This window comes from Chromatiales bacterium (assembly GCA_014762505.1).
GTDB lineage: Bacteria > Pseudomonadota > Gammaproteobacteria > SpSt-1174 > SpSt-1174 > SpSt-1174.
The window spans coordinates 53,182-75,332 of sequence record JABURS010000038.1 but is presented as its reverse complement, the minus strand read 5'-3'; the positions used below and the strand labels follow the sequence as shown (position 1 = coordinate 75,332).

Sequence of the window (22,151 nt, the reverse complement as noted above, 5' to 3'; positions counted from 1 at the left end):
GGGCCGCGCCGGACACGCGGGGCCGATTGTGCCGCGCCGGGCGGCGGGCGTCACGCCTCGTCGGTCTGCCACTCCGACAGCCGTGCGCGCAGGCGCACCAGTGCCTGGCCGTGAATCTGGCAGACGCGTGATTCGCTCACCCCCAGCACCTCGCCGATCTCGCGCAGGTTGAGCTCCTCGTCGTAATACAGCGCCATCACCAGGCGCTCGCGCTCGGGCAACCCGGTGATGGCCTCGGCCAGGGCCTCGCGAAAGCCGTCGCGGCCGAGCTCGTCCAGCGGACCGTCACCGTGGTCCGGCAGCGATTCGACGCTGTCGCGACCCTCGTAGCCGAGGTCCTCGAAGCTCAGCACGCGGCTGCCGGCGGCATCGCGCAGCAGGTTGTGATACTCGTCCAGCGTGATGCCCATCACGCGGGCGACCTCGGCATCCTGCGCCTCGCGCCCCTCGCGCCCCTCGATCTCGCGCACCGCCTGCGCCATCTCGCGCGTGCGCCGGTGCACCGACCGGGGGGTCCAGTCGCCACGGCGGATCTCGTCCATCATGGCGCCGCGGATGCGGATGCCCGCATAGGTCTCGAAGCTCGCACCCTGGCTCGCATCGTAATTGCGCGAGGCCTCCAGCAGGCCGATCATGCCGGCCTGGATCAGGTCCTCGACCTGCACACTGGCCGGCAGGCGACTGATCAGGTGGTAGGCAATGCGCTTGAGCAGGGGGGCGTGCTGGATGACCAGCTCGTTTCCGTCACTCTGTTGCACATCGGTATACATGGCCAGACCGTTAATGACGCCCTCCTCACCCGCCGTATTGCGGGTTGATCAGACGTTCCACGAAGAATTCCAGCTTGCCGCTCATGCCCGTGGGCGGCGGCCACTTGTCGGCCTTGCCGGCGATGGCCTTGAAGGCCTTGGCCGAGCGACTGCCCGGATAGGCCTGCACCACCGGCGCCTGCTTCTGCACGGCCTTGCGCAGGTATTCATCCTGCGGGATCGTGCCGAGAAAATGCAAGGTTACATCCAGATAACGGTCGCAAACGGTCGCGATCTTGCGATAAAGATTACGACCCTCGTCGTCCGAGGCCGCCATATTGGCCAGGATCTGGAAGCGATTCACGCCATGCTCGCGGCTCAGCACCTTGATCAGGGCGTAGGCATCCGTGATGGAGGCCGGCTCGTCGCAGACCACCACGATCACCTCCTGGGCGGCGTGGGTGAAGCTCACCACGCTGTCGGAGACGCCCGCGGCGGTGTCGATGACGAGGGTGTCCAGCGGCACGCTGAGCTCGCTGAAGGCACGGATCAGCCCCGCGTGCTCGGCCGGCGTGAGCTGGGCCAGGCGCGAGACGCCCGAGGAGGCTGGCACGATCAGCAGCCCTTCGGGCCCCTCGACCAGCACCTCCTCCAGGGTGAGCTTGCCGTCGATGACGTGCGAGAGGTTGCCCTCCGGGCGCAGGCCCAGCAGCACGTCGACGTTGGCCATGGCCAGGTCGGCGTCCATCAGCATGACCTGCTGCCCGCTGGCGGCCATGGCCACGGCGAGGTTCACCGAGACGTTGGTCTTGCCCACCCCGCCCTTGCCGCTGGCGACGGCGATCACGCGGACGGGTTTGGGGGCCACCATGCGGCGCAGCCCTGCGGCCTGGTCGCCGGGGGCCATGGTCTCAGATACGGGCATGGGCGCCGTTCCTCCGGTTGTTCGTGTTCTTGTTCGCGTTCTTGCCCAGGTCCTGGGTCGCGTCGCGGCCGGCACGCAGCGCCTCGGCCTTGCGATGCACCTGGGTCAGGTGCACGGCACGCTTGACCAGGCGGTCGGCGCGCGCCGGATGCAGGTCCTCGGGCACGCGCTGGCCGTCGCTCACATAGGCGATGGGCAGGCCGTTGCCGATGGCCACCGACAGCGAGGCGCCCAGGGTCACCGCCTCGTCGATCTTGGTGATGACCATGCCGTCGACGCGCACCTGGCGGAAGGCCGCCACCGTCTCCTCCATCACCGCCCGCTCGGTATTGGCGGACATGACGAGGTAGGTGCGGATCAGCGGGTTGGCCGCGATGGAGCCGAACTGCTGGGCCAGGCGCACGTCGCGCTGGCTCATGCCGGCGGTGTCGATCAGCACCAGCTTCTTGCCGGCCAGCCGGCGCAGCACGCCGTCGAGCTCCTCGGGGGAGTTTACGTTATGCGTCTCCACGCCGAGGATCTGGCCGAAGGTCATGAGCTGCTTCTGCGCGCCGATGCGGTAGCTGTCGGTGCTCACCAGGGCGACGTGGCCGCGGCCGTGGCGCTGCACGAAGCGGGCGGCCAGCTTGGCGATGGTGGTGGTCTTGCCCACGCCGGTGGGGCCGACCAGGGCCACCACGCCACCGTGCGCCAGCAGGGTGTCGTCGGTGACCGGGGTCCTGCGCACCAGCTGCGCCAGGGCGAGCTGCCAGGCCTCGTCCGGATCGGACACGCCGGCCAGACCCTCGGCCACCTCGCGCGCCAGCGGCGTGGCCAGCCCCAGGCGGCTCAGACGACGCAGCAGCTGGGCCTTGAGCGGGTGCTTGCGGGCGTAGTCGCCCCAGGCGAGCTGCGAGAGCTGGTCCTGCAGCAGGCCGCGCATGGATTCGAGCTCCTGGCGCATGGCGACGATGGCCGGGTCCTGCGACCAGACCACTTCCTTTTCGGGCCGTGCGGGCGCATCGACACGGGCCGGCGCGGCCTCGCGGCGGGCGGTGAGTTCGGCCAGGCTGGTGGGCGCGTCGTCCGCGCGGGCACCCGCCATCGCCGGCAGCCGATCGTCCGCGTCGTCCAGGCTGAATTCCCAGGGCGCGGGTGCCGGCTCGGGTGCCACGCCCGCCATGGCATGCACCGTGTCCTGGTCGAAATCGATGGCGGAGATGATCTCGATGCCCCCTTCGGCACGCCGCGTGGACAGGATCACCGCATCCGGGCCGTGCTCCTCGCGCACCAGCCGGATGGCCTGCCGCATGTCCTGTGCGAAGAATCGCTTGATCTTCATGCCCTATCCTCTTGCGCCGCCGGTCGCACCGGTCGCCGTTACTTGTCGTTGCCGCCCAGGGTCGCGATCACGCGAATGCGGCGGTTGTCCGGAATCTCGCTGTAGGACAGCACGTTCAGGGCGCCGGTGGCGCTGCGCAGCCAGCGTGACAGCCAGGGCCGCAGGTCCGGCGGGACCACCAGGATGGCCGGCTGTCCCTCGGCCTCCAGGCGCTGGGCGGTCTCGGTGACCGAGCGCTGCAGCCGTTCGGCCAGGCCCGGTTCGATGCCCAGTCCGCCACCGGCGGACGCCCCCTGCAGGCTTCTTTGCAATAACTGTTCCAACGAGGGGTCGAGGGTGATCAGAGGCAGCTCTGATGCGGTTCCGGCGATGTTCTGCACGATCGAGCGCGACAGCGTCACGCGCACCTGCTGGGTCAGGGCGTCGGGGTCTTGACTCCTCGGCGCGTGTTCCGCCAAGGTTTCGGCGATGCTGCGCATGTCGCGGATCGGGATCCCCTCCTCCAGCAGGTTCTGCAGCACCTTCAGCACCGTACCCACCGGCAGCGACTTCGGCACCAGGTTCTCCACCAGGTTGGGCGCGTTCTTCGCCAGCATGTCCAGCAGCTGCTGCACCTCCTCGTGGCCCAGCAGCTCGTGGGCATGGGTCTGCAGGATCTGGCTCATGTGCGTGGCCACCACCGTGCTCGCGTCCACCACCGTGTAGCCCAGGCCCTGCGCGTGCTCGCGCTGGCCCGGGTCGATCCACACGGCCTCCAGGCCGAAGGACGGGTCCTTGGTATTGATGCCCTGCAGCTTGCCGTAGACCTTGCCCGGGTTGATGGCGAGCTCGCGGTCCGGATGCACCTCCGCCTCGGCCACCGGCACGCCCATCAGAGTGATGCGGTAGGCGTTGGGCGACAGGTCCAGGTTGTCGCGGATGTGCACCGGCTGGATGAGGAAGCCGAGCTCGGAGGAGAGCTTGCGCCGCACGCCCTTGATCCGCGCCATCAGCTGCCCGCCCTGGTCCTTGTCCACCAGCGGGATCAGGCGGTAGCCCACCTCCAGGCCGACGATGTCCACCGGGCCGACGTCGTCCCAGGACAGCTCCTTCATCTCCGCCGCCTCGGGCGCCGCCGCCGGCGTCGCCGGCCGGGCCTCGGCCTCCGCCTCGGCGCGCTCGCGCTGCCAGCCCATCCAGGCGGCCGCCCCGAACAGGGCCGCCAGCACGATGAACACGGTGTTGGGCATGCCCGGTACCAGGCCCAGCGTGCCGATCACGCCGGCGGTCACCGCCATGGCCCGCGGGTTGCCAAACACCTGGCCCACCACCTGCTGCCCCATGTCGCGGGCGGCCGAGACGCGGGTGACGATGATGGCCGTGGCCGTGGAGAGCACCAGCGAGGGGATCTGCGCCACCAGGCCGTCGCCGATGGTCAGCAGGGTGTAGTTGTGGGCCGCGTCGGCCAGGCTCATGCCGTGCTGGGCCAGGCCGATGGTGAGACCGCCGATGATGTTGATGAACAGGATGAGAATCCCGGCGATGGCGTCCCCGCGCACGAACTTGCTGGCACCGTCCATGGCCCCGTAGAAATCCGACTCCTGGCTGATCTCCTCGCGGCGCTGGCGGGCCTCGTCCTGGGTGATGAGCCCGGCGTTGAGATCGGCGTCGATGGCCATCTGCTTGCCCGGCATGGCATCCAGGGTGAAGCGGGCGGTCACTTCCGACACGCGCCCGGCACCCTTGGTCACCACCACGAAGTTGATGATGACGAGGATGGCGAACACCACCAGGCCGACGGCGTAGTTGCCGCCCACCACGAACTCGCCGAAGGCCTGGATCACCTGGCCGGCGGCGTCGGTGCCGGTATGCCCCTCCAGCAGCACCACACGGGTGGAGGCCACGTTCAGCGCCAGGCGCAGCAGGGTGGCGATGAGCAGCACGGTGGGGAAGACGGCGAACTCCAGCGGCCGGCGCGTGTACACCGTTACCAGCAGCACCACCATGCCCAGGGCGATATTGAAGGTGAAGAGCACGTCGAGCATCAGCGGCGGCAGCGGCAGCACGAGCATCGCCAGCATGGCGGCGAGGATGATGGGCGTGCCCAGGCCGCTGCGCGTGATCAGCTGCACGCGGTCCAGCCAGGTCGGATTGGCGGTGGTGGTTGCCATGTCGTCAGTTCACCTTTAGTCCTGCCGGAATTCGTCCGGCACCTGCAGATCGCGCGGCGGCTCCGGCTGCGGGCCGCCACGGGTAACGTTCTTCAGCTGGTACACATAGGCCAGCACCTGGGCCACGGCGACGTACAGCCCGCCCGGGATCTCCTGGTCGATGTCGGTGCTGTAGTAGAGCGCGCGTGCCAGCGGCGGGGCCTCGAACAGGGGCACGCCGTGCTCGGCCGCCACCTCGCGGATGTTCTTCGCCACCAGGTCGGCCCCCTTGGCCACCACCCGCGGGGCGTTCATGCGCCGGCCGTACTTGAGGGCCACGGCGAAGTGGGTCGGGTTGGTGACGATCACGTCGGCCTTGGGCACCTGCTCCATCATGCGGCGCTGTGCCATCTCGCGCTGCAGCTGGCGGATCCGGCCCTTCACCTCGGGGCGGCCCTCGGTCTCCTTGAACTCGTCCTTGATCTCCTGGCGCGTCATGCGCAGCTGGTGGGCGTGGTTCCACAGCTGGAAGGGCACGTCGATGGCGGCGATCAGGATCATCACCGCGCTCATGGACAGAAACGCCCAGCCCACCATGCGCGAGGCATGGGCCAGGCCCTGCGCCACCGGCTCGTTGCCCAGGGTGAGCAGCTCGCCGGCCATGCCCCAGAGCAGCAGGCCGGCCACTACCGTCACCACCACGAACTTGGCCAGGGCCTTCACCAGTTCCATCAGCCCCTGCCAGCCGAACACGCGCTTCAGGCCCTTGATCGGGTCCAGCTTCTCCAGCTTGGGCGCCAGCGCCTCGGTGCTGAACGACCAGCCGCCGATGGAGATCGGCGCGATCAGCGCCACGGCAAAGGCCACCACCAGCAGCGGCGCGCTGAGATAAAAGCCCTGCCCTATCCCCTCGATGAAGCGGCGCGCCATGGCACCGGTATCGAAGACATCGGCGCGCTCGAAGCTGAACCCTGCCTCCAGCAGACGGATCAGGCTCTCCCCCATCATCGGGCCGAAGGCCAGCAGCGTGCCGGCCGAGGCCACCAGCAGCACCATGGTGTTGAGTTCGCGCGAGCGCGGCACCTGCCCCTTCTCGCGCGCGTCGCGCAGGCGTTTTGGGGTGGCCTCTTCGGTCTTTTCCTGGGCGCTTTCGTTCTCGGCCATTACGGCGCGCCTCCCGCGGTCATGCGCTCCATCAGGCCAAAGGCGCTGAGCAGCAGGTCAGTCACCTGCGGCAGCAGGCTCGGCAGGCTAAGCAGCATCATGACGAAGCCGATGAGCAGGGTCATGGGGAAGCCCACGGCGAAGATGTTGAGCTGGGGCGCGGCGCGCGTGATCACGCCGAAGGCGATGTTCACCAGCATGAGCGCCGCCACCGCCGGCAGGGCCACCAGCACCGCCCCGGCGAACATCTCGCTGCCCCACTGCACCAGCAGCCAGAAGGCGTCGCGGTCCAGGCCGGCAGCGGCCACCGGCAGGGTGTCGAAGCTGCGGTACACCACCTCGATCAGCACCAGGTGGCCGTTGAGCGCCAGGAAGATCAGGGTGGAGACCACCACGTAGTACTGCGACACCACCGGCACCTGCACGCCGTTCTGCGGGTCCATCATCGAGGCGAAGCCCAGGCCCATGCTCATGGCGATGGCCTCGCCGGCCTGGGTCATGGCGCTGAACACGAGCTGCAGCGTGAAGCCCATGGCCGCACCGATCAGCACCTGTTGGAAGGTGGTGAGCAGGCCCAGCAGGCTGAAGGGCTCGACCCCCACCGGCACCTCGATCATGGGCGCGACCACGGCCGTGAGCGCCAGCGAGGCGGCGATGCGCACGCGCAGGGGCATGGTCTGCGCCCCCAGCAGCGGCGCGGCCACGAACATGGCGCCGATGCGGATGAAGGGCCAGAAGAAGCCGCTGACCAGCGCGATGAGTTCGGGGGCGGTGACCGTCATGGGATCAGCCGATGAGATTCGGGATGTTGTAGTACAGCTCTTCCGTGAAATTGATGACGAGGTTCATCATCCAGTGCCCCGCCACGATCAGGGCCACGGCCACGCCGATGAGCTTGGGGATGAAGCTCAGGGTCATTTCCTGGATCTGCGTGGCGGCCTGCACCATGCCGATCAAAAGGCCCACGCCCAGCGCAGTGAGCAGCATGGGGGCCGCCAGCAGCGCCGTGACGTAGAGCGCCTCCTGGGCGATGTCGATGACGGTATCCGGAGTCATGCGCGGTCCTCGGCGGTCAGGTGGCGAAGAAGCTGGCGGCCAGCGTGCCCATGATCAGCGACCAGCCGTCGACCAGCACGAACAGCATCAGCTTGAAGGGCAGCGAGATGATCAGCGGCGAGAGCATCACCATACCCATGGACATGAGCACGCTCGCCACCACCAGGTCGATGATGAGAAACGGGATCAGGATCAGGAAGCCGATCTGGAAGGCCGTCTTCAGTTCGCTGGTGACGAAGGCCGGCAACAGGATGGTGAAGGGCACCTCCTCCGGCGAGGCGAAGCCGTCGCGACCGGAGATGCCGGCAAACAGGGCGATGTCGGGCTCGCGCGTCTGCTCCAGCATGAAGGTGCGGAACGGCGCGGCCGTGCGCTCCATGGCCTGCTCGGCGCCGATGGTCTCGTCGAAATAGGGCTTGATGCCGTCGGTATAGGCCTGGCTGAAGACCGGCGACATGATGAACAGGGTGAGGAACAGCGCCAGGCCGACCAGGATCTGGTTGGACGGCGTCTGCGCCGTGCCCAGCCCCTGGCGCAGGATGGCCAGCACGATGATGATGCGGGTGAAGGAGGTGGTCATGATGAGCGCCGCCGGCAGCAGGCTCAGCAGGGTCATCAGGAACAGCACCTGCAGGGTGATCGAGTATTCCTGACCACCGTCCGCACCCGGCTCCACGTTCAGGATCGGGAAGTCCGGCGCCGCCAGGGCCGGTGTGGCGGCCAGCACGGGCAGCAGCAGGAGCAGGAGACGCAAGCAGCGGCGCATCACGCATCGCCCCCCGTCTTGCGGCCGGCCAGGGCGGCGGCGAGCTGGCGGGAGAAACCGCCGGCGGTATCGCGCTCGCGCGGGCGGTCCAGCGCCAGCGGTTCGTCGAGCTCGCGGATCAGGCGTACGCTGCCGGGGGCCACGCCCACCAGCATCTGCTGTTCGCCCACCTGCAGGAGCACCACGCGCTCGCGCTGGCCCACCGACACCCCGCCCAGCACGCGCAAGGCGCCGCCCGCGCCGCTGTTGACGAGGTTCATGCGGCGCAGGAACCAGGCCAGCACCAGGATGCCCGCCACCACCACCATCAGCCCGACCACGAGCTGGGCGAGATAGCCCGCCCCCGAGCCGCTGCTGGCGGCGAAACCCGCCGCCTGACGGCCGGCCGCCGCCGCGGGTTCCGCCTCGGTGGCGGTCTCCGCCAGGGCGGACAGGCTGCAGCCCGTCGCAAACAGGGCGAGCAGGAGACGATGCATCATGTGACCGACCCGCTTCATCAACGCAGCTTCTTCACGCGCTCAGCGGGGCTGATGATGTCGGTGAGGCGGATGCCGAACTTCTCGTTCACCACCACCACCTCGCCATGGGCGATGAGGGTGCCGTTCACCTTCACGTCCAGCGGCTCGCCCGCCAGGCGGTCGAGCTCCACCACCGAGCCCTGGTTGAGCTGCAACAGGTTGCGGATGGGGATCTGGGTATTGCCCACCTCCAGCGAGATGGTCACCGGGATCTCCAGCACCATGTCGAGGTTCTCCCCACCCCTGGCGCCGCCCGTCTCGTCGCGCAGGGAATTGAATTCCGCGCGCTGCACGTCCTGGCCCTTGTCGCCGGCGTCGGCCTGCTCGGCCAGGGCCGCGGCCCAGTCGTCGGCCGCGTCGGTGCTGCCGTTCTCGTTGTCCTGACTCATGGTCATCTCCTGCCTTTACCCGATCAGTCGTCGATCTTGTGTTTCATGAATTCCGTGATCTTCACGGCGTTCAGCCCGTCGGAGACGCCGAAATGGCCGCGGAACACGGGCACGCCGCGGCTGCGCACGAGCACGGTCTCCGGCAGCTCCACGGGAATGATGTCGCCGGCCTTCAGCGCCATGACATCGCCCACGCTCAGTTCGGTCTCCGTCAGCGTCGCGGAGAGTTCCACCGGGGCGCTCTTGATCTCTTCCTGCAGGGCACGGATCCAGCGCTGGTCGATGTCGGAACGATCGCTCTGCAGCCCCATGTCGAGGTGCTCGCGGATGGGCTCGATCATCGAATAGGGCATGGTCACGTGCAGCTGGCCGCCGCCGCCGTCGAGCTCCACGTCGAAGGTGGAGACCACCACCACCTCGGTGGGGCTCACGATGTTGGCGAACTGCGGATTCACCTCGGCGTTCTGGAACTCGAAGTCCAGCTTCATCACCGGCGCCCAGGCCTCCTTGAGGTCGGTGAACACGGCGTTGAGCATCATCTGGATGACGCGCGTCTCGGTGGGCGTGAACTCGCGCCCCTCGATCTTGGTGTAGTAGCGCCCCTCGCCGCCGAAGAAGTTGTCCACCAGCACGAACACCAGCTTGGGATCGATCACGAACAGCGAGGTGCCGCGCAGCGGACGAATGCGCACCAGGTTGAGACTGGTGGGCACGTAGAGGCTGTGTACGTATTCCGAGAACTTCACCATGCGGATGCCGACCACCGCGATCTCCGCCGAGCGGCGCAGCATGTTGAACAGGCTGATGCGGAAGTGACGGGCGAAGCGCTCGTTGATCATCTCCAGCGTGGGCATGCGCCCGCGGACGATGCGTTCCTGGCTGGTGAAGTCGTACTGACGCGCCTCGCCGGGCGGCAGATCCTCCTTCGTGGAGACGTCGCCGTCCTCCACGCCGTGGAGCAGCGCGTCGATCTCGTCCTGGGAGAGGATGTCGTTGGTGGCCATGAACGCGCCCTACTGCATCACGAAGCTGGTGAAGTAGACCTGCTCGACGGTGGCTGTCGCGCCCTGGGCCTCCAGCACCTGCTGGATCTCGGCCACGGCCTGCTGTTGCAGGGCCTCCTTGCCCTCGCGCGTGGCGAGTACCGCCGGGTCCTGCTGGCTGAACAGCAGGTTGAGGTTGTTGCGGATCACCGGCATGTGCTGCTGCACGGCATCCAGGGCCGCCTTGTCACGCGCCATCACCTCGAGCTTCACCTGCAGGTAACGCACCCGCGCGGCCTGCTCGAAGTTCACCACGAGAGCGGGTTCGATGGCGAAGTACTGGGGAGGGGCATCCTGCGCCACGGCCGGCTCGGCCGCCTCGTCGCCGGCCTCCTCGCCCCCGGCCAGGAACAGGGCCGCCCCACCGCCCGCCCCGGCCAGCAGCAGCACGATCAGTCCGATGACCAGCAGCCGTTTCTTCTTCGGCTTGCCCTCGGCGTTTTCCGCGATGTTGGTGTCGTTCTCTTCAGCCATGACCGCTCCCCTGTGAATGCTGCATGGGATGAAGCAAGTCCCGTGCCACAGGGAAAACGACCTTTAAAATATATTGGAAACAGTTAGTTACGAAATTCCGACGGGGTCGCCGACGAGGATTTGACTCGCCCCGCAGGGCACTGACGAGGAAAAGCGACGGGAATCCGTCGCCTGGAAGAGCCGACGGCCGGCGCGTCAGACGCGCCGGCCGTCGGGGTGGGCGGGGCCACCGGGCTAGACCCGGAACTGGCCCACGCGGTGCTGCAGGTCGGCCGCCAGCCGCGCCAGCTCGTCGCTGGCCTGTGCGGTGTGCTCCGCCCCCTGGGTGGTGTCGCTCACTGCCTGGCTGATGTTGACCACGTTGCGGTTGATCTCCTCTGCCACCGCGGTCTGTTCCTCGGCCGCGCTGGCGATCTGGGCATTCATCTCGTTGATGCGCGCCACCGCCTCGGTGATGGCCTTGAGCGAGGTGTCGGCCTCGGCCGCGCGATCCACGGTGTGGTGGGCACGCTTCTGGCTCTCGCCCATCACCTCCACGGCGTTGCGCGCGCCGCCCTGCAGGCGCTCGATCATCTCCTGGATCTCGCGGGTGGACTCCTGGGTGCGCTGGGCCAGGGTGCGTACCTCGTCGGCCACCACGGCAAAGCCGCGACCCTGTTCGCCGGCACGGGCCGCCTCGATGGCGGCATTCAGCGCCAGCAGGTTGGTCTGTTCGGCGATGCCGCGGATCACGTCCAGCACCTTGCCGATCTCCTCGCTGTCCACCTCCAGACGGTGGATCACCCCGGTGGCGTTCTCCACCTCGCCGACCAGCTCGCGGATGGCGCTGATGGTCTGGTTCACCACGCGCTGGCCGTTGCGGGTGTCGCCATCCGCACCCGAGGCGGCATCGGCGGCATCGGCGGCGTTGCGCGCCACCTCCTGGGCGGTGGCCGTCATCTCGTTCATGGCGGTGGCCACCTGGTCGGTCTCGGACTGCTGGCGCGCCACGTTGCTGCGGGTCTGCTCGCTGGTGGCGGTGAGTTCCTCGGCCGCCGCGGCCAGCTGCGCGGTGGCACCGGCCACCTGCTTCACCAGCTCGTGCACGCGGGCCACGAACTTGTTGAAGTTGTTGCCGAGCTGCGCGAGTTCGTCGCGGCCGTGCACCTCCAGGCGCTGGGTGAGGTCGCCCTCGCCCACCGCGATGTCGCCCATGCGCAGCGAGGCCACGCACAGCGGGCGCACGATGCTGCGGGTGATGAACAGGGCCACCAGCAGGGCGATGACCAGGGCGACGATGCCGGCGCCCAGCACCGTGCGGCTGGCCTCGTTGATGAGCGCGGCGTTCGCGCTCACGTCCATCGCGATCTCCAGCACCCCGATGGGGTTGCCCGAAAAGTCGTGCACGGCACGTCCATAGAGGGCCACCGGGCGGCCGTCGAGCACGGCATCATGCATGCTGGGCTGGCCGCGCATGGCGGACTGGTAATCCGCAGGCGTGAGCAGCGACTCGCCCAGGGTGGAGGCGAAGGTCTCGAACTTGCCGTCACGCGCCACGTGCAGGGCCACGTCGATGCCCGGGTTTTCTTCCTTGAACTTGTCGAAGAAGGGCTGGCCGAAGGACAGGCCGAACTCCACCGAGCCCAGGTGGGCACCCTCGTGGAATACCGGCACCACGCCGCGGATGCCCAGACCCGCCACCCCGCGCTCCAGGCCCTGCACGGGCCGCTGCGCCCGGTTCGTCTCGACCACGGTCAGGCGGAAGGACGAGAGGTCGTCGCCGTATTTCTCCGGTTTGTGCACGCGCAGGTAGGAGGTGGCCGGGGGGGTGTGGAACTGGAACTGCCGGGCGCCGTACTGTGACTTCATGGTGGCGAAGGTCGGCACCATCAGCTCGGCCAGGCGCGTCCGGTCGTCGTTGGCCATGGCCGCGGTGACCTCCGGCATGTTGGCCACCAGGGCGCTGAGCGCCTCGGCCTGGCGGGCCTCTGCGCGGATCGCCGACATCACGCTGGTATAGGTCGACTCGAGCTGGCGCTGGTTGGACTGGCGCTCCAGCTGGCTGAACTGTTGCAGCATGATGGGCAGCATGGCGCCGAGGGTGATGGCCAGCACCAGCACGAAGCCGGCGATGATACGGGTACGGATCTTGAAGCGTGAAAGCATTGTTCGGTCTCCTGAGGATGCACACCGCCAGGCCACCCCGGTACATTGCCGGCGCGGATTTAATGTTCGACTGCAGGCTTATAGCCTGCCCGTGAGGAAATTATCGGCCGAAGGCCGGATTACTTGACAGTTTCTCGGGGATTAGCGGCAGCGGGCGTCAGACGAACAGGTCCAGCAGCCCCTGGCTGACCACGGCGCCGGGGGCAGCGGCCAGGGCGGGCTCGGCACCCGAGGCACGGACATCCTCGCCGGCCTGCTCGCCATGGCCGTCACTGCTGCCGCCGCCACCCGCCTCGCGACCGAGATCGGCGAAGGCCGGGGCGCCGCCGTCACGCAGGTCCACGTCCACGCTGCCCATGTCCAGCCCCTGGGCGGCGAACATCTCGCGCAGGCGCGGCAGCGCCGCCTCGATGGCATCGCGCACCTGGGCATGGGTCGTACCGAACACCAGGTTGGCCTGATCGCCATCCATGCGGACCTGGATCTCGATGGGCCCCAGGTGCTGCGGATTCAAGCGTATCTCGGCCGCCTGCACCCGGTTGTTGGCCAGCCAGGCGATGCGGTTGGCGAAGTCGTTGTTCCAGTCCGGGTGCTGCAGGGGGGGGTTCAGCGGCGGCAGGTGGCGCGCGGCCGCAGCCGGCTCGCTGCCCCGCCCCTCGCCCGTGGCCGGTTGCAGGGCCGTGAGCGTGGTCGGCTCGGCGCTGCTCAGCGCGGCATCGGGCGTGCGTGCCTCGGCACCGGCCAGACGGGCCGCCAGGATCAGGCGGGCGAAATCCCCATCCGGGCGCACCCCGTCACGCGCCGCCGCCAGGCGGGTGGCCAGCGACTCCTCGTCCATGGACGACAGCAGCTCGCCCAGGCCGGCCGTCAGACCGGCATCGGTCGCCGTCTCGCCCGTGGCCAGCGGCTGCCGCCCCGCCGCCAGCCCGCTGAAGGCGGCAAGCCCCGGCAAGATCTTGCCGGCCGGCGGCAAGCCACCGGCCAGGACGGCCGCCTCGCCCTCCGCCCCGGCGGACGGCAGGGCCGTGGGCATTGCCTGCCCGGCCCCCAGGCTCTGGAACAGGGCCGCAAAGGCCCCCAGCGCCGATTCCGCGCCGCCCTCCGGCGTCGCCACGCCCACCGCCCCGCCCGTCCCGGAGGACGGCAGGGCGCCGGTGGCAGACAGGTTGAAGGCAAAGGGCGTCATGGTGTTGCGTAGTCTCGCATCGTTTCCTGCTGGAGTAAAAGCAGGATGCGTGCCAGGGGGAGGAAGTCACGAGTTACAAGTCGCAAGTCGTGAGGTCGTTAGGCGAACAAACCCAATCGCAACAGAGGGCACAGAGCACACAGAGGTTGAAGGAGAGAGGTTTTACTCTGTGTCCTCTGTGAACTCTGTGGCTAAAACGCCTTTAGATACCCCTCACCCTTCACGCTTCGGGCGGGCGGCGTGTTCGTCCATCTCGGCCTGTTCGCGCTTGCGGCCCTGGTGTTCGAGTTCGCGGCGGCGGCTGGCGACGACCTTGTCGATGGCGCGTGAATCGACGCGGGTGGCGAGCCACTGGTCGCGGCTCTGGTCGCGGGTCCGGGCGGTTATTTCGATGGCGTCCTGCTGCTGGGCGATGGCCTGATCGAGGCGGTCGAGGAAGACGCGGTATTCCTGCAGGGCCGCGACGGCCAGGCCGCCGCGGTCCAGGGTGGCCTGGTAGCGGGCTAGGTAGTCCTCGCGGTAGCGCAGCAGCTCCTCCAGGCGCTGCTGCTCGGCGGCCAGGGCCTGCTGGCGCTCGCCCAGGGCGCGCGCGGCGTCGCGCTCGCGCGACTGCTTGAGGCGCTGCACGGGCTCCAGGCGTTTCAGGCCGCGGCTCACCGGCGCACACCCTCAAGCGTGGCGACCTGGCGGCCGGGCGGGGTCTCCTCGGGCTCGCGCGGACGCAGCATGCCCTCGAGCTGCTGGCGGCTGTCTTCCATGCCCACGGCCTCGCGCATGTCCTGCTGCAGGAACTGGACGAGCCGCGGGTGGAACTCGATGGCCTCGTCCACGCGCGGGTCGGCGCCGCGCTGGTAGGCGCCCACGCTGATCAGGTCGCGGTGCTGTTCGTAGGTGGAATAGAGCTGCTTGAAGCGGCGCGCGGCGGCCTGGTGGCGCGCATCGACGATCTCCGTCATCACGCGGCTCACCGAGGCCTCGATGTCGATGGCCGGGTAGCGGCCGCTGTCGGCGATGTCCCGCGAGAGCACGATATGGCCGTCGAGAATGGCGCGTGCGGCATCGGCGATGGGGTCGTTGTGGTCGTCACCCTCGGTGAGCACGGTGTAGAAGGCCGTGATGGAGCCGCCGTCGGCACGGTCACCGTTGCCGGCGCGCTCCACGAGCTGGGGAATTCGGGCAAACACGGAGGGAGTATAGCCGCGCGTGGCCGGCGGTTCACCGATGGCGAGCGCGATCTCGCGCTGGGCCTGGGCAAAGCGCGTGAGGGAATCCATCAGCAGCAGCACCTTGTGGCCCTGGTCGCGGAAGTGCTCGGCCACGGCGGTGGCGAGCATGGCCCCGTGCAGGCGCATCAGCGGCGGGTTGTCGGCCGGCACCGCCACCACCACGGCGCGGGCCATGCCCTCGGGGCCGAGGATGTTCTGCACGAACTCGTTCACCTCGCGGCCACGCTCGCCGATCAGGCCCACCACTACGATGTCGGCCTCGGTGTAGCGGGTCATCATGCCGAGCAGCACGCTCTTGCCCACGCCGCTGCCGGCGAACAGGCCCATGCGCTGGCCGCGGCCCACCGACAGCAGGGCATTGATGGCACGCACCCCCACGTCCAGCGGTTCGCGGATGGGCGCACGGGCCAGCGGGTTGACCGCGCGCCCGGCCAGCGGCACGTGCTGCTGGGCGTCGATGGGACCCTTGCCGTCCAGCGGCCGGCCGGCGGCATCGATCACGCGCCCGAGCAGGCCGTCACCCACCGGGACACGGTAGCTGTGCTGCAGGGGGATGACGCGGGCATTGGGGGTGAGCCCGCTGATATCGCCCACGGGCATGAGAAACAGCCGGTCGCCGGAAAAGCCCACCACCTCGGCCTCGATCTCGCCGCCGGCCGGCAGCCGGATCAGGCAACGCCCGCCCACCGGCACCTCCAGGCCCACGGCCTCCAGCGTGAGCCCCACCATGCGGGTGACGCGCCCCTCGGCCTGCAGGCGCACGGGCTCGGCCAGGCGCCCGGCGCGGGCCGCCAGGCGCTCGCGCCAGTAGCCGGCGTCGCGGGTCTTTGGATCAGCCACCGCTGTCTTCCTCGCGCTCGCCGCCCAGCAGGCTGGCGGCGATGGCATTCAGGCGCCGTTCCACGGTGGCGTCCACCCGCGAGCTCTCGGAGGCCACGCGGCAGCCACCACGGGTGAGGGTCGGGTCTTCCTCGATGGTCCAGCGGGGCCGGCCCTCGCCCAGGTGTTCGCGCACGAGCACGGCATCCTCCGGGTGCAGCTTGATGACGATCTCGCGCTGCGCCACCGGCAGGGCCTCCAGGGCCTCGCGCACCGTGGCCACGATCTGGCCCGGATCGGTGCGCAGCTCGCGGCGGATCACCTGCCGCGCCACGGCCAGCACCAGTTCCAGCAGGGATTCCTCCACCGTCTCGTCCAGCACGGCCAGCGGCTCGGCCAGCTGGTCCAGGATGCCGCGCAGGGCCTGCACCTCGCGGGCGGCCTGCGCGCGTGCCTCGGCCTGGCCGTCCTTGAGCCCGCGGGCATGCCCGGCCTCCCAGGCCTCCTGCTCGATCTCCTCGATGCGCTGGGCGGTGACGAGGGTGGATTCGTCCTGCACCAGGCGGCCGCCCACCACATGCGAGCCCTCGACCCGGGGCGCACTCCAGGGGCGGATGTCTTCGCCCTCCTCGCGGGAGATGATCTTGGAACTCATGACGGCTGCACCGGCTCTGCTGGCTCTGGACGGGGAATGACGACCATGCCGCTACACCATCTGGTCGCCGCCACCGCCGAGGACGATCTCGCCGGAGTCCGCCATGCGGCGGGCGACGGTGAGGATCTCCTTCTGCGCGGCCTCGACGTCGCTGAGGCGTACCGGGCCCTTGGCCTCGAGGTCGTCGCGCAGGGCCTCGGCCGCACGCTTGGACATGTTCTTGAAGATCTTTTCCTTGAGGGCATCGTCGGCCCCCTTGAGGGCGATGATGAGGGTGTCGGTCTGCACCTCGCGCAGCAGCATCTGGATGCCCCGGTCGTCCACGTCCATCAGGTTGTCGAACACGAACATGAGGTCCTGGATGCGCTGGCTGAGCTCCTCGTCCTGTTCGGCGATCATGCCCATGATGCGCTCCTCCATCGAGGAATCCATGAAGTTCATGATGCTGGCCGCGGGCTTCACGCCGCCGACACTGGAGGTCTTGGCGCTGGAGTTGCCGGAGAACTGCTTCTCCAGGATCTGGTCGAGCTCCTGCAGGGCGCTGGGCTGGATGCCGTCCAGGGTGGCGATGCGCATCACCACGTCGGCCACCACCTTGTCCGGCAGATGGGTGATGACCTCGGCGGCATGATCGGCGTCCAGGTAGGACAGCACGATGGCGATGATCTGCGGATGCTCCAGGCGCACGATCTCGGCCACGGCGCGCGGGTCCATCCACTTCAACGCCTCCAGGCCCTTGGAGTTGCGCCCGAGCAGGATGCGGTCGATCAGCCCGCCGGCCTTTTCCTCACCCAGGGCCGAGACCAGCACGTTGCGCACGTATTCGTCGGAGCTCACGCCCAGCGCGGTCTGCTCGGAGACCTCGCGCACGAAGTGCTCCAGCACACCGCTGGCCTGGGTCTTGGAGATGTTCTGCAGGGTGGCCATGGCGGCGCCCACCTTCTGCACCTCCTTCGGCCCCATGTGCTTGAGCACGGCGGCGGCGTCGGCCTCGCCCAGACTCATCAAGAGGATCGCGGCGCGATCGGCTCCGGTCATATCGGCCATCAGGACTCACCCTCCGCTACCCATGTCTTCATCACCTGCGCCACGCGCTTGGGGTCCTCCTGCGCCAGCGAGCGGGCCGCCGCCAGCTGGTCCTCGTAGTCGCCGCCGGCGCGCAGCTGGGCCAGGGCCTTCTGCGCGCTGCCTCCGTCCTGTCCGCCCATGCCCGGCGGCAGCTGGCCCTGCTCGTCGGTCACGGCCACGCGCTGCGGCTCGCGGCCGCGCTCGGCCAGGGCGCGCAACACCGGACGCAGCACGAACAGCAGCAGGAACAGCACGCCCAGCACGCCGGCGCCCTGACGGGCCAGATCCCACAGCCACGGCTCCTTCCAGAGCGGTGTCGGCTCCAGCGGGGCCAGTTCCTCGCCGCCGCGCACGAAGGGCGCGTTGACGATGTTGATGGTATCACCACGTGCCGCATCCAGACCCACGGTCTGGTTCACCAGCGTGGTCAGGCGCTGCAGCTCTTCCTCCGTATAGGGGACGAGCTCGCCGTCCGGCCCCGGCTTGTTGTCCACCACCACGGCCACCGACAGGCGGCGCACGGTGCCGGGCACGCCACGGCTGTGGCTGATGGTGCGGTCGATCTCGTAGTTGCGCACCACCCGGTTGCTGGCGCTGCGCGGGGCACCGGCAGCCGGCTCCGGCTCCTCGCCCACCACCCCGGCGGGCGGCGGCTGGTTGGCCAGCGCGCCGGGTACGCCACCGGTCTCGGCGCCAACCGTCTCCTGCTCCAGGATCTGCTCGCTGCGTACGGCGGTCTCCACCGGATCATAGGTCTCACTGGTGGATTCCACCGTGGTGAAGTCCACGTCCACCGCCACCTGCGCCTTCACCGCGCCCTCGCCCACGATGGGTTCGAGGATGCCCAGCACGCGCTCGGCGTAGGCGTTCTGCAGGCGCTGGGTGTACTTGAAGTGCTGGTCGCTCATGATCATGTCGCTGCTGGCCAGGCGCGTGGTGAGCAGCTGGCCCTTCTGATCCACCACCGTCACGCGCTCGGCCTCGAGCTCGGGTACGCTGGAGGCCACCAGGTGCACGATGCCGGCGATCTGGGATTCGTCCATCACGCGGCCCGGGTAGAGGTGCACCACCACCGAGGCCGAGGGTTTGCTGCGTTCGCGCACGAACACGGTCTGCTTGGGGATGGCCAGGTGCACGCGGGCGCTGTCCACTGCCGACAGCGCCATGATGGAACGGGCCAGCTCGCCCTCCAGTGCACGCTGGTGACGGCTGAGTTCGGCCATGCGCGAGGTGCCGAAGCCCTGCGACTTGTCCAGCAGCTCGTAGCCGGTCTCCGAACCCTGCGGCAGCCCCATGGTGGCCAGCCGCAGGCGGGCATCGTGCACCTGGGTCGCCGGCACGGTGATCGCCCCGCTGGCGGCATCGAGCTTGTAGGGGATGTTGGCCTGGGTGAGGCCGTCCATCACCGCCGCCTTGTCCCTGTCGCTGAGATTGGCATAGAGCAGGCCGTAATTCGGCTCCTGCGACCAGAGCACGATGGCCACGCCCAGCGCGATGGTGGCGGCCAGGCCGACGATCAGCCCCACCTGGCGGACGGCCGACAGGCGGTTCAGGCCCTGCAGCTGACCCTGCAACTGGGCGGGGAGATTGTTTGCATCGACGATTGCCATAGGGTTTCGATTCCGCTCGCGTTAGGTTGCCTGCCGCTTACACCGGCATGTTCATGATGTCCTGGTAGGCCTTGAGCAGCTGGTTGCGCACCTGCTTCATGGCCTCGAAGGAGAGACTCGCCTTCTGCATGGAGACCATCACCTCCGCCAGGTCCACGTTGGGATCGCCCCGCTCGAAGGCGCGGGTCATGGCGCCGGCGGTCTGCTGGGTCTGGTTCACGCTGTCGATGGACTGCTTGAGCAGGGCCGCGAAGTCCACCTGTCCCTCGCCCGCCCCCGGCACGGCGCCGGCCCGTTCGGCCTGCGTGCCGGCCTGGGCCGCCATGGCGCGCATCTGCTGCAGCACCTGGTTGATCTGGATGTCGTTGCTCATGGTCGTCTCCCCTTGCGTTCGTCTCAGCCCGGAATCGCGATGCCGGCCTCGCGCATGCGTGCGAGCTTGTAGCGCAGCGTGCGCGGGCTGATGCCCAGGCGTTCGGCGGCCTGCTTGCGGCTGCCGTTGCCGGCCTTCAGGGCCTCGATGATCACCTGGCTCTCGCGGTTCTTCAGGCTGGAATCCAGCGAGGACTCGATGCGCGGCGCCTGGTCGTGACTGGCCCCGGCCACCGGCACGTAGCGGATGTCGGCCGCCTCGATCTGCGGGCCGGCCGCGAGGATCACGGCACGCTGGATCACGTTGTCGAGCTCGCGCACGTTGCCCGGCCAGCGGTGCTCCAGCAGGCGCTGTTCGGCACCGGCCGAGAGCGTGAAGCGCTGGCCGTGACGGCCGACGAAGGCGCGCGCCAGCGGCAGCACGTCGGCCAGGCGCTCGCGCAGCGGCGGTAGCTGCAGCGGGAAGACCGTGAGGCGATAGAACAGGTCCTCGCGGAAGCGGCCGGCGGCCACCTCCTCCTGCAGGTTGCGGTTGGAGGTGGCGATCACGCGCACGTCCAGCGGCACCGGCTGGCGGCCGCCCAGGCGCTCCACCTCCCGCTCCTGCAGCACCCGCAGCAGCTTGGCCTGCAGACCGAGGTCCATCTCGGAGATCTCGTCCAGCAGCAGGGTGCCGCCATTGGCCTGCTCGAACTTGCCGCGGCGCGCCTCGTGGGCGCCGGTATAGGCCCCCTTCTCGTGGCCGAAGAGCATGGCCTCGAGCATGTTCTCGGGAATGGCCGCGCAGTTGATGGCCACGAAGGGACCGCCGGCACGCGCCGAGTGGTCGTGGATGTACTGGGCGAAGACCTCCTTGCCGGTACCGGACTCGCCCGTGATCATCACCGTCGCCTCCGAGGCGGCCACGCGTTCGGCCAGGGCCACGAGCTCCAGGCTGCGCGGGTCTTCCGCCACCAGGCGGGGCGCACTGGCCGCCGCGGCCGCCGGCAGGTAGCGCTCCGCCATCTCCACCAGCACGCGGCCCTCGAAGGGCTTCACCAGGTAGTCGGTCGCCCCGTCGCGGATGGCCTGCACCGCCTTCTCGATGGTGCCGTAGGCCGTCATCAGCACCACCGGCAGGTCGGGGCGCAGGTGGCGCACCCGCCGCAGCAGCTCGAAGCCGTCCATCGCCCCCAGCTGCACGTCGCTGAACAGCATGCCCACCGACGCCTCGCGCAGCGCCGCCAGGGCCGCCTCGGCATCGCCCACGGCCGTGACCGGGTAACCGGCCAGCGTCAGGGTGTCGGAGAGCGCCTCTCTCAGGGCGTCATCGTCTTCCACGATCAGGATTGTGGATCGCGACATGGAATCACCTCGTTGCGGATTGTTGTTGTCTGGCCGAGGGCTGGGTGCCGCTCGGCAGGAGGGTGTGGCGCCGGGCCAGCGGCAGGCGCAGGCCCACGCAGGCCCCGCCCCGTGCCCGGTTCTCGGCAAAGGCCACGCCGCCGTGGCCCTCGGCCACCGCACGCACCACGGCCAGGCCCAGGCCCGTGCCGTCGCGGCGGGTGGAGTAAAACGGTTCGAAGATGCGCTCGGCATCGGCCAGCCCCGGCCCCTCGTCCAGGGCAGCGAGGCACAGGGTCTCGCCCTCCGCCCTCGCCTCGAAGACCAGCCCCGCCCGCTCGCCGGCCACCTGCAGGGCGTTCATGCCGAGGTTGGTGAGCGCGCCGATCAGCGCCTCGCGGTTGACCTCGAGGGGGGTATCCAGGGCATCGCCGGCCAGCACCGGACTGAGGCCGGCCGGCAGCAGCGGGGCCAGGTTGGCCAGCGCGGCCTCGATGAGCTCGCGCGCCGTGGCCGGGGCCAGGTCCTGTGCATCCCCGCGGGCGAACAGCAGCATGTCGTTCACCAGGCGGTCGAGGTGACGCAGTCGTCCGGACAGGCGCTCGCCCAGGTGCTGGCGTCGTGCGGTGTCCAGCGGCGCAGCGAGCTGTTCGGCATAGAGCAGCGAGGCCGCCAGCGGTGTGCGCACCTGGTGGGCCAGGCCCGCCACCATCTCGCCCATGGCGGCGAGCCGCTGCTTGCGGTCGAGTTCGGTCTGGATGCGGCGGGAATCGGTGACGTCCGAGAGCAGCACCACGCGCTCGTCGGCGTCGCCCAGAAGGCTCAGGGAGAGGTTGAGGCGGCGGCCGTCGGCCAGTACCCGGTCGCCCCCCATCGCCGTGGCGACGAAGGCGCGGCGCTGCACCGCCGCCCAGGATTCGTCAAGCAGGGGTTCGCCCAGCAGGGCCACGGCGCCCGGATTGGCATCGATGATGCGATCCGCGGCATCCAGCACCAGCACACCGCCCGGCAGCGCGGCCATCAGGCGTTCCAGACGCCGGGCCAGGGCTTCGCGGGCCTGCAGCTCCAGCAGCCGCTCGCTGCGTGCGTCGGCCAGGGCCTCGCTCAGCTCGGCCACGCGCCGCTCCAGCGCCGCGTAGCTGGACGCGAGCTGGCTCGAAAGCGAGTTGAAGGCCGCGAAGGCCTCGGCGAGTTGTGCGTGATCCGGTTGCAA

At 69.2% G+C, this 22,151-nt stretch carries 22 protein-coding genes; all 22 read right to left on the bottom strand.

Going from position 1 to position 22,151, the window contains the following annotated elements; all coding sequences use genetic code 11:
* Positions 1–50: 50 nt before the first annotated feature.
* The 22 genes from HUJ28_09165 to HUJ28_09060 all read right to left on the bottom strand — a co-directional run bounded on the left by HUJ28_09165 (position 51) and on the right by HUJ28_09060 (position 22,151).
* Positions 51–770, bottom strand: a complete 720-nt coding sequence (locus tag HUJ28_09165; GenBank protein MBD3619630.1) for an RNA polymerase sigma factor FliA — start codon at positions 768–770, stop codon at positions 51–53.
* A 25-nt stretch (positions 771–795) separates the two neighbouring features.
* Complete coding sequence (locus HUJ28_09160) at positions 796–1,620, bottom strand: MinD/ParA family protein (GenBank protein MBD3619629.1); 825 nt, start codon at positions 1,618–1,620, stop codon at positions 796–798.
* 40 nt (positions 1,621–1,660) lie between these two features.
* Positions 1,661–2,995 carry a flagellar biosynthesis protein FlhF gene (gene flhF, locus HUJ28_09155; protein ID MBD3619628.1) on the bottom strand — a complete coding sequence of 445 codons (1,335 nt, stop codon included), beginning with the start codon at positions 2,993–2,995 and terminating at the stop codon, positions 1,661–1,663.
* A 38-nt stretch (positions 2,996–3,033) separates the two neighbouring features.
* Positions 3,034–5,145: a flagellar biosynthesis protein FlhA gene (gene flhA, locus HUJ28_09150; protein ID MBD3619627.1), complete on the bottom strand. Its 2,112-nt coding sequence runs from the start codon at positions 5,143–5,145 to the stop codon at positions 3,034–3,036.
* Between the two features lie 15 nt (positions 5,146–5,160).
* Complete coding sequence (flhB, locus tag HUJ28_09145) at positions 5,161–6,288, bottom strand: flagellar type III secretion system protein FlhB (GenBank protein MBD3619626.1); 1,128 nt, start codon at positions 6,286–6,288, stop codon at positions 5,161–5,163.
* Entirely contained in the window at positions 6,288–7,070 is a 783-nt protein-coding gene (gene fliR / locus HUJ28_09140; protein MBD3619625.1) for a flagellar biosynthetic protein FliR, read from the bottom strand. Before fliR ends, flhB begins: the two co-directional genes overlap by 1 nt.
* A 4-nt stretch (positions 7,071–7,074) precedes the next feature.
* A complete protein-coding gene (gene fliQ, locus HUJ28_09135) occupies positions 7,075–7,344 on the bottom strand; it encodes a flagellar biosynthesis protein FliQ (protein ID MBD3619624.1) in 270 nt (89 codons plus the stop codon).
* Positions 7,345–7,360: 16 nt separating this feature from the next.
* The gene (fliP, locus tag HUJ28_09130; protein MBD3619623.1) at positions 7,361–8,110 is read right to left on the bottom strand and encodes a flagellar type III secretion system pore protein FliP; all 750 of its coding nucleotides are present in this window, start codon (positions 8,108–8,110) and stop codon (positions 7,361–7,363) included.
* Complete coding sequence (fliO, locus tag HUJ28_09125; GenBank protein MBD3619622.1) at positions 8,110–8,586, bottom strand: flagellar biosynthetic protein FliO; 477 nt, start codon at positions 8,584–8,586, stop codon at positions 8,110–8,112. The genes fliP and fliO overlap by 1 nt, the downstream gene beginning before the upstream one ends.
* Positions 8,587–8,606: 20 nt before the next feature.
* On the bottom strand, positions 8,607–9,017 hold the full coding sequence (gene fliN, locus HUJ28_09120) for a flagellar motor switch protein FliN (protein MBD3619621.1): 411 nt from the start codon (positions 9,015–9,017) through the stop codon (positions 8,607–8,609).
* Between the two features lie 23 nt (positions 9,018–9,040).
* Positions 9,041–10,021: a flagellar motor switch protein FliM gene (gene fliM, locus HUJ28_09115; GenBank protein ID MBD3619620.1), complete on the bottom strand. Its 981-nt coding sequence runs from the start codon at positions 10,019–10,021 to the stop codon at positions 9,041–9,043.
* A gap of 9 nt (positions 10,022–10,030) precedes the next feature.
* Entirely contained in the window at positions 10,031–10,534 is a 504-nt protein-coding gene (locus HUJ28_09110; GenBank protein ID MBD3619619.1) for a flagellar basal body-associated FliL family protein, read from the bottom strand.
* A gap of 234 nt (positions 10,535–10,768) precedes the next feature.
* Entirely contained in the window at positions 10,769–12,679 is a 1,911-nt protein-coding gene (locus tag HUJ28_09105) for a HAMP domain-containing protein (protein MBD3619618.1), read from the bottom strand.
* Between the two features lie 157 nt (positions 12,680–12,836).
* Positions 12,837–13,865 (bottom strand): flagellar hook-length control protein FliK, encoded by a 1,029-nt coding sequence (locus HUJ28_09100; GenBank protein ID MBD3619617.1) that lies wholly within the window; start codon positions 13,863–13,865, stop codon positions 12,837–12,839.
* Between the two features lie 213 nt (positions 13,866–14,078).
* The gene (gene fliJ / locus HUJ28_09095) at positions 14,079–14,522 is read right to left on the bottom strand and encodes a flagellar export protein FliJ (protein ID MBD3619616.1); all 444 of its coding nucleotides are present in this window, start codon (positions 14,520–14,522) and stop codon (positions 14,079–14,081) included.
* Complete coding sequence (gene fliI, locus HUJ28_09090) at positions 14,519–15,979, bottom strand: flagellar protein export ATPase FliI (protein ID MBD3619615.1); 1,461 nt, start codon at positions 15,977–15,979, stop codon at positions 14,519–14,521. The genes fliJ and fliI overlap by 4 nt, the downstream gene beginning before the upstream one ends.
* Positions 15,924–16,565, bottom strand: coding sequence for a flagellar assembly protein FliH (locus tag HUJ28_09085; protein MBD3619614.1), 642 nt, complete (start codon positions 16,563–16,565; stop codon positions 15,924–15,926). The genes fliI and HUJ28_09085 overlap by 56 nt, the downstream gene beginning before the upstream one ends.
* 51 nt (positions 16,566–16,616) lie before the next feature.
* The gene (gene fliG / locus HUJ28_09080) at positions 16,617–17,612 is read right to left on the bottom strand and encodes a flagellar motor switch protein FliG (GenBank protein MBD3619613.1); all 996 of its coding nucleotides are present in this window, start codon (positions 17,610–17,612) and stop codon (positions 16,617–16,619) included.
* Positions 17,612–19,243 (bottom strand): flagellar M-ring protein FliF, encoded by a 1,632-nt coding sequence (gene fliF, locus HUJ28_09075; GenBank protein ID MBD3619612.1) that lies wholly within the window; start codon positions 19,241–19,243, stop codon positions 17,612–17,614. The genes fliG and fliF overlap by 1 nt, the downstream gene beginning before the upstream one ends.
* A 37-nt stretch (positions 19,244–19,280) precedes the next feature.
* Positions 19,281–19,616: a flagellar hook-basal body complex protein FliE gene (fliE, locus tag HUJ28_09070; protein MBD3619611.1), complete on the bottom strand. Its 336-nt coding sequence runs from the start codon at positions 19,614–19,616 to the stop codon at positions 19,281–19,283.
* A 23-nt stretch (positions 19,617–19,639) separates the two neighbouring features.
* Positions 19,640–20,959: a sigma-54-dependent Fis family transcriptional regulator gene (locus tag HUJ28_09065; GenBank protein ID MBD3619610.1), complete on the bottom strand. Its 1,320-nt coding sequence runs from the start codon at positions 20,957–20,959 to the stop codon at positions 19,640–19,642.
* A gap of 4 nt (positions 20,960–20,963) precedes the next feature.
* Positions 20,964–22,151 carry a PAS domain-containing protein gene (locus HUJ28_09060; protein ID MBD3619609.1) on the bottom strand — a complete coding sequence of 396 codons (1,188 nt, stop codon included), beginning with the start codon at positions 22,149–22,151 and terminating at the stop codon, positions 20,964–20,966.

Bases quoted from the DNA above. Each gene is read 5' to 3' on its own strand.
- HUJ28_09165 (MBD3619630.1), bottom strand. From the start codon at position 770: ATGTATACCGATGTGCAACAGAGTGACGGAAACGAGCTGGTCATCCAG.
- HUJ28_09160 (MBD3619629.1), bottom strand. From the start codon at position 1,620: ATGGTGGCCCCCAAACCCGTCCGCGTGATCGCCGTCGCCAGCGGCAAG.
- flhF (MBD3619628.1), bottom strand. From the start codon at position 2,995: ATGAAGATCAAGCGATTCTTCGCACAGGACATGCGGCAGGCCATCCGG.
- flhA (MBD3619627.1), bottom strand. From the start codon at position 5,145: ATGGCAACCACCACCGCCAATCCGACCTGGCTGGACCGCGTGCAGCTG.
- flhB (MBD3619626.1), bottom strand. From the start codon at position 6,288: ATGGCCGAGAACGAAAGCGCCCAGGAAAAGACCGAAGAGGCCACCCCA.
- fliR (MBD3619625.1), bottom strand. From the start codon at position 7,070: ATGACGGTCACCGCCCCCGAACTCATCGCGCTGGTCAGCGGCTTCTTC.
- fliQ (MBD3619624.1), bottom strand. From the start codon at position 7,344: ATGACTCCGGATACCGTCATCGACATCGCCCAGGAGGCGCTCTACGTC.
- fliP (MBD3619623.1), bottom strand. From the start codon at position 8,110: ATGCGCCGCTGCTTGCGTCTCCTGCTCCTGCTGCTGCCCGTGCTGGCC.
- fliO (MBD3619622.1), bottom strand. From the start codon at position 8,586: ATGCATCGTCTCCTGCTCGCCCTGTTTGCGACGGGCTGCAGCCTGTCC.
- fliN (MBD3619621.1), bottom strand. From the start codon at position 9,017: ATGAGTCAGGACAACGAGAACGGCAGCACCGACGCGGCCGACGACTGG.
- fliM (MBD3619620.1), bottom strand. From the start codon at position 10,021: ATGGCCACCAACGACATCCTCTCCCAGGACGAGATCGACGCGCTGCTC.
- HUJ28_09110 (MBD3619619.1), bottom strand. From the start codon at position 10,534: ATGGCTGAAGAGAACGACACCAACATCGCGGAAAACGCCGAGGGCAAG.
- HUJ28_09105 (MBD3619618.1), bottom strand. From the start codon at position 12,679: ATGCTTTCACGCTTCAAGATCCGTACCCGTATCATCGCCGGCTTCGTG.
- HUJ28_09100 (MBD3619617.1), bottom strand. From the start codon at position 13,865: ATGACGCCCTTTGCCTTCAACCTGTCTGCCACCGGCGCCCTGCCGTCC.
- fliI (MBD3619615.1), bottom strand. From the start codon at position 15,979: ATGCCATCGCCGCCAGCCTGCTGGGCGGCGAGCGCGAGGAAGACAGCG.
- HUJ28_09085 (MBD3619614.1), bottom strand. From the start codon at position 16,565: ATGAGTTCCAAGATCATCTCCCGCGAGGAGGGCGAAGACATCCGCCCC.
- fliG (MBD3619613.1), bottom strand. From the start codon at position 17,612: ATGGCCGATATGACCGGAGCCGATCGCGCCGCGATCCTCTTGATGAGT.
- fliF (MBD3619612.1), bottom strand. From the start codon at position 19,243: ATGGCAATCGTCGATGCAAACAATCTCCCCGCCCAGTTGCAGGGTCAG.
- fliE (MBD3619611.1), bottom strand. From the start codon at position 19,616: ATGAGCAACGACATCCAGATCAACCAGGTGCTGCAGCAGATGCGCGCC.
- HUJ28_09065 (MBD3619610.1), bottom strand. From the start codon at position 20,959: ATGTCGCGATCCACAATCCTGATCGTGGAAGACGATGACGCCCTGAGA.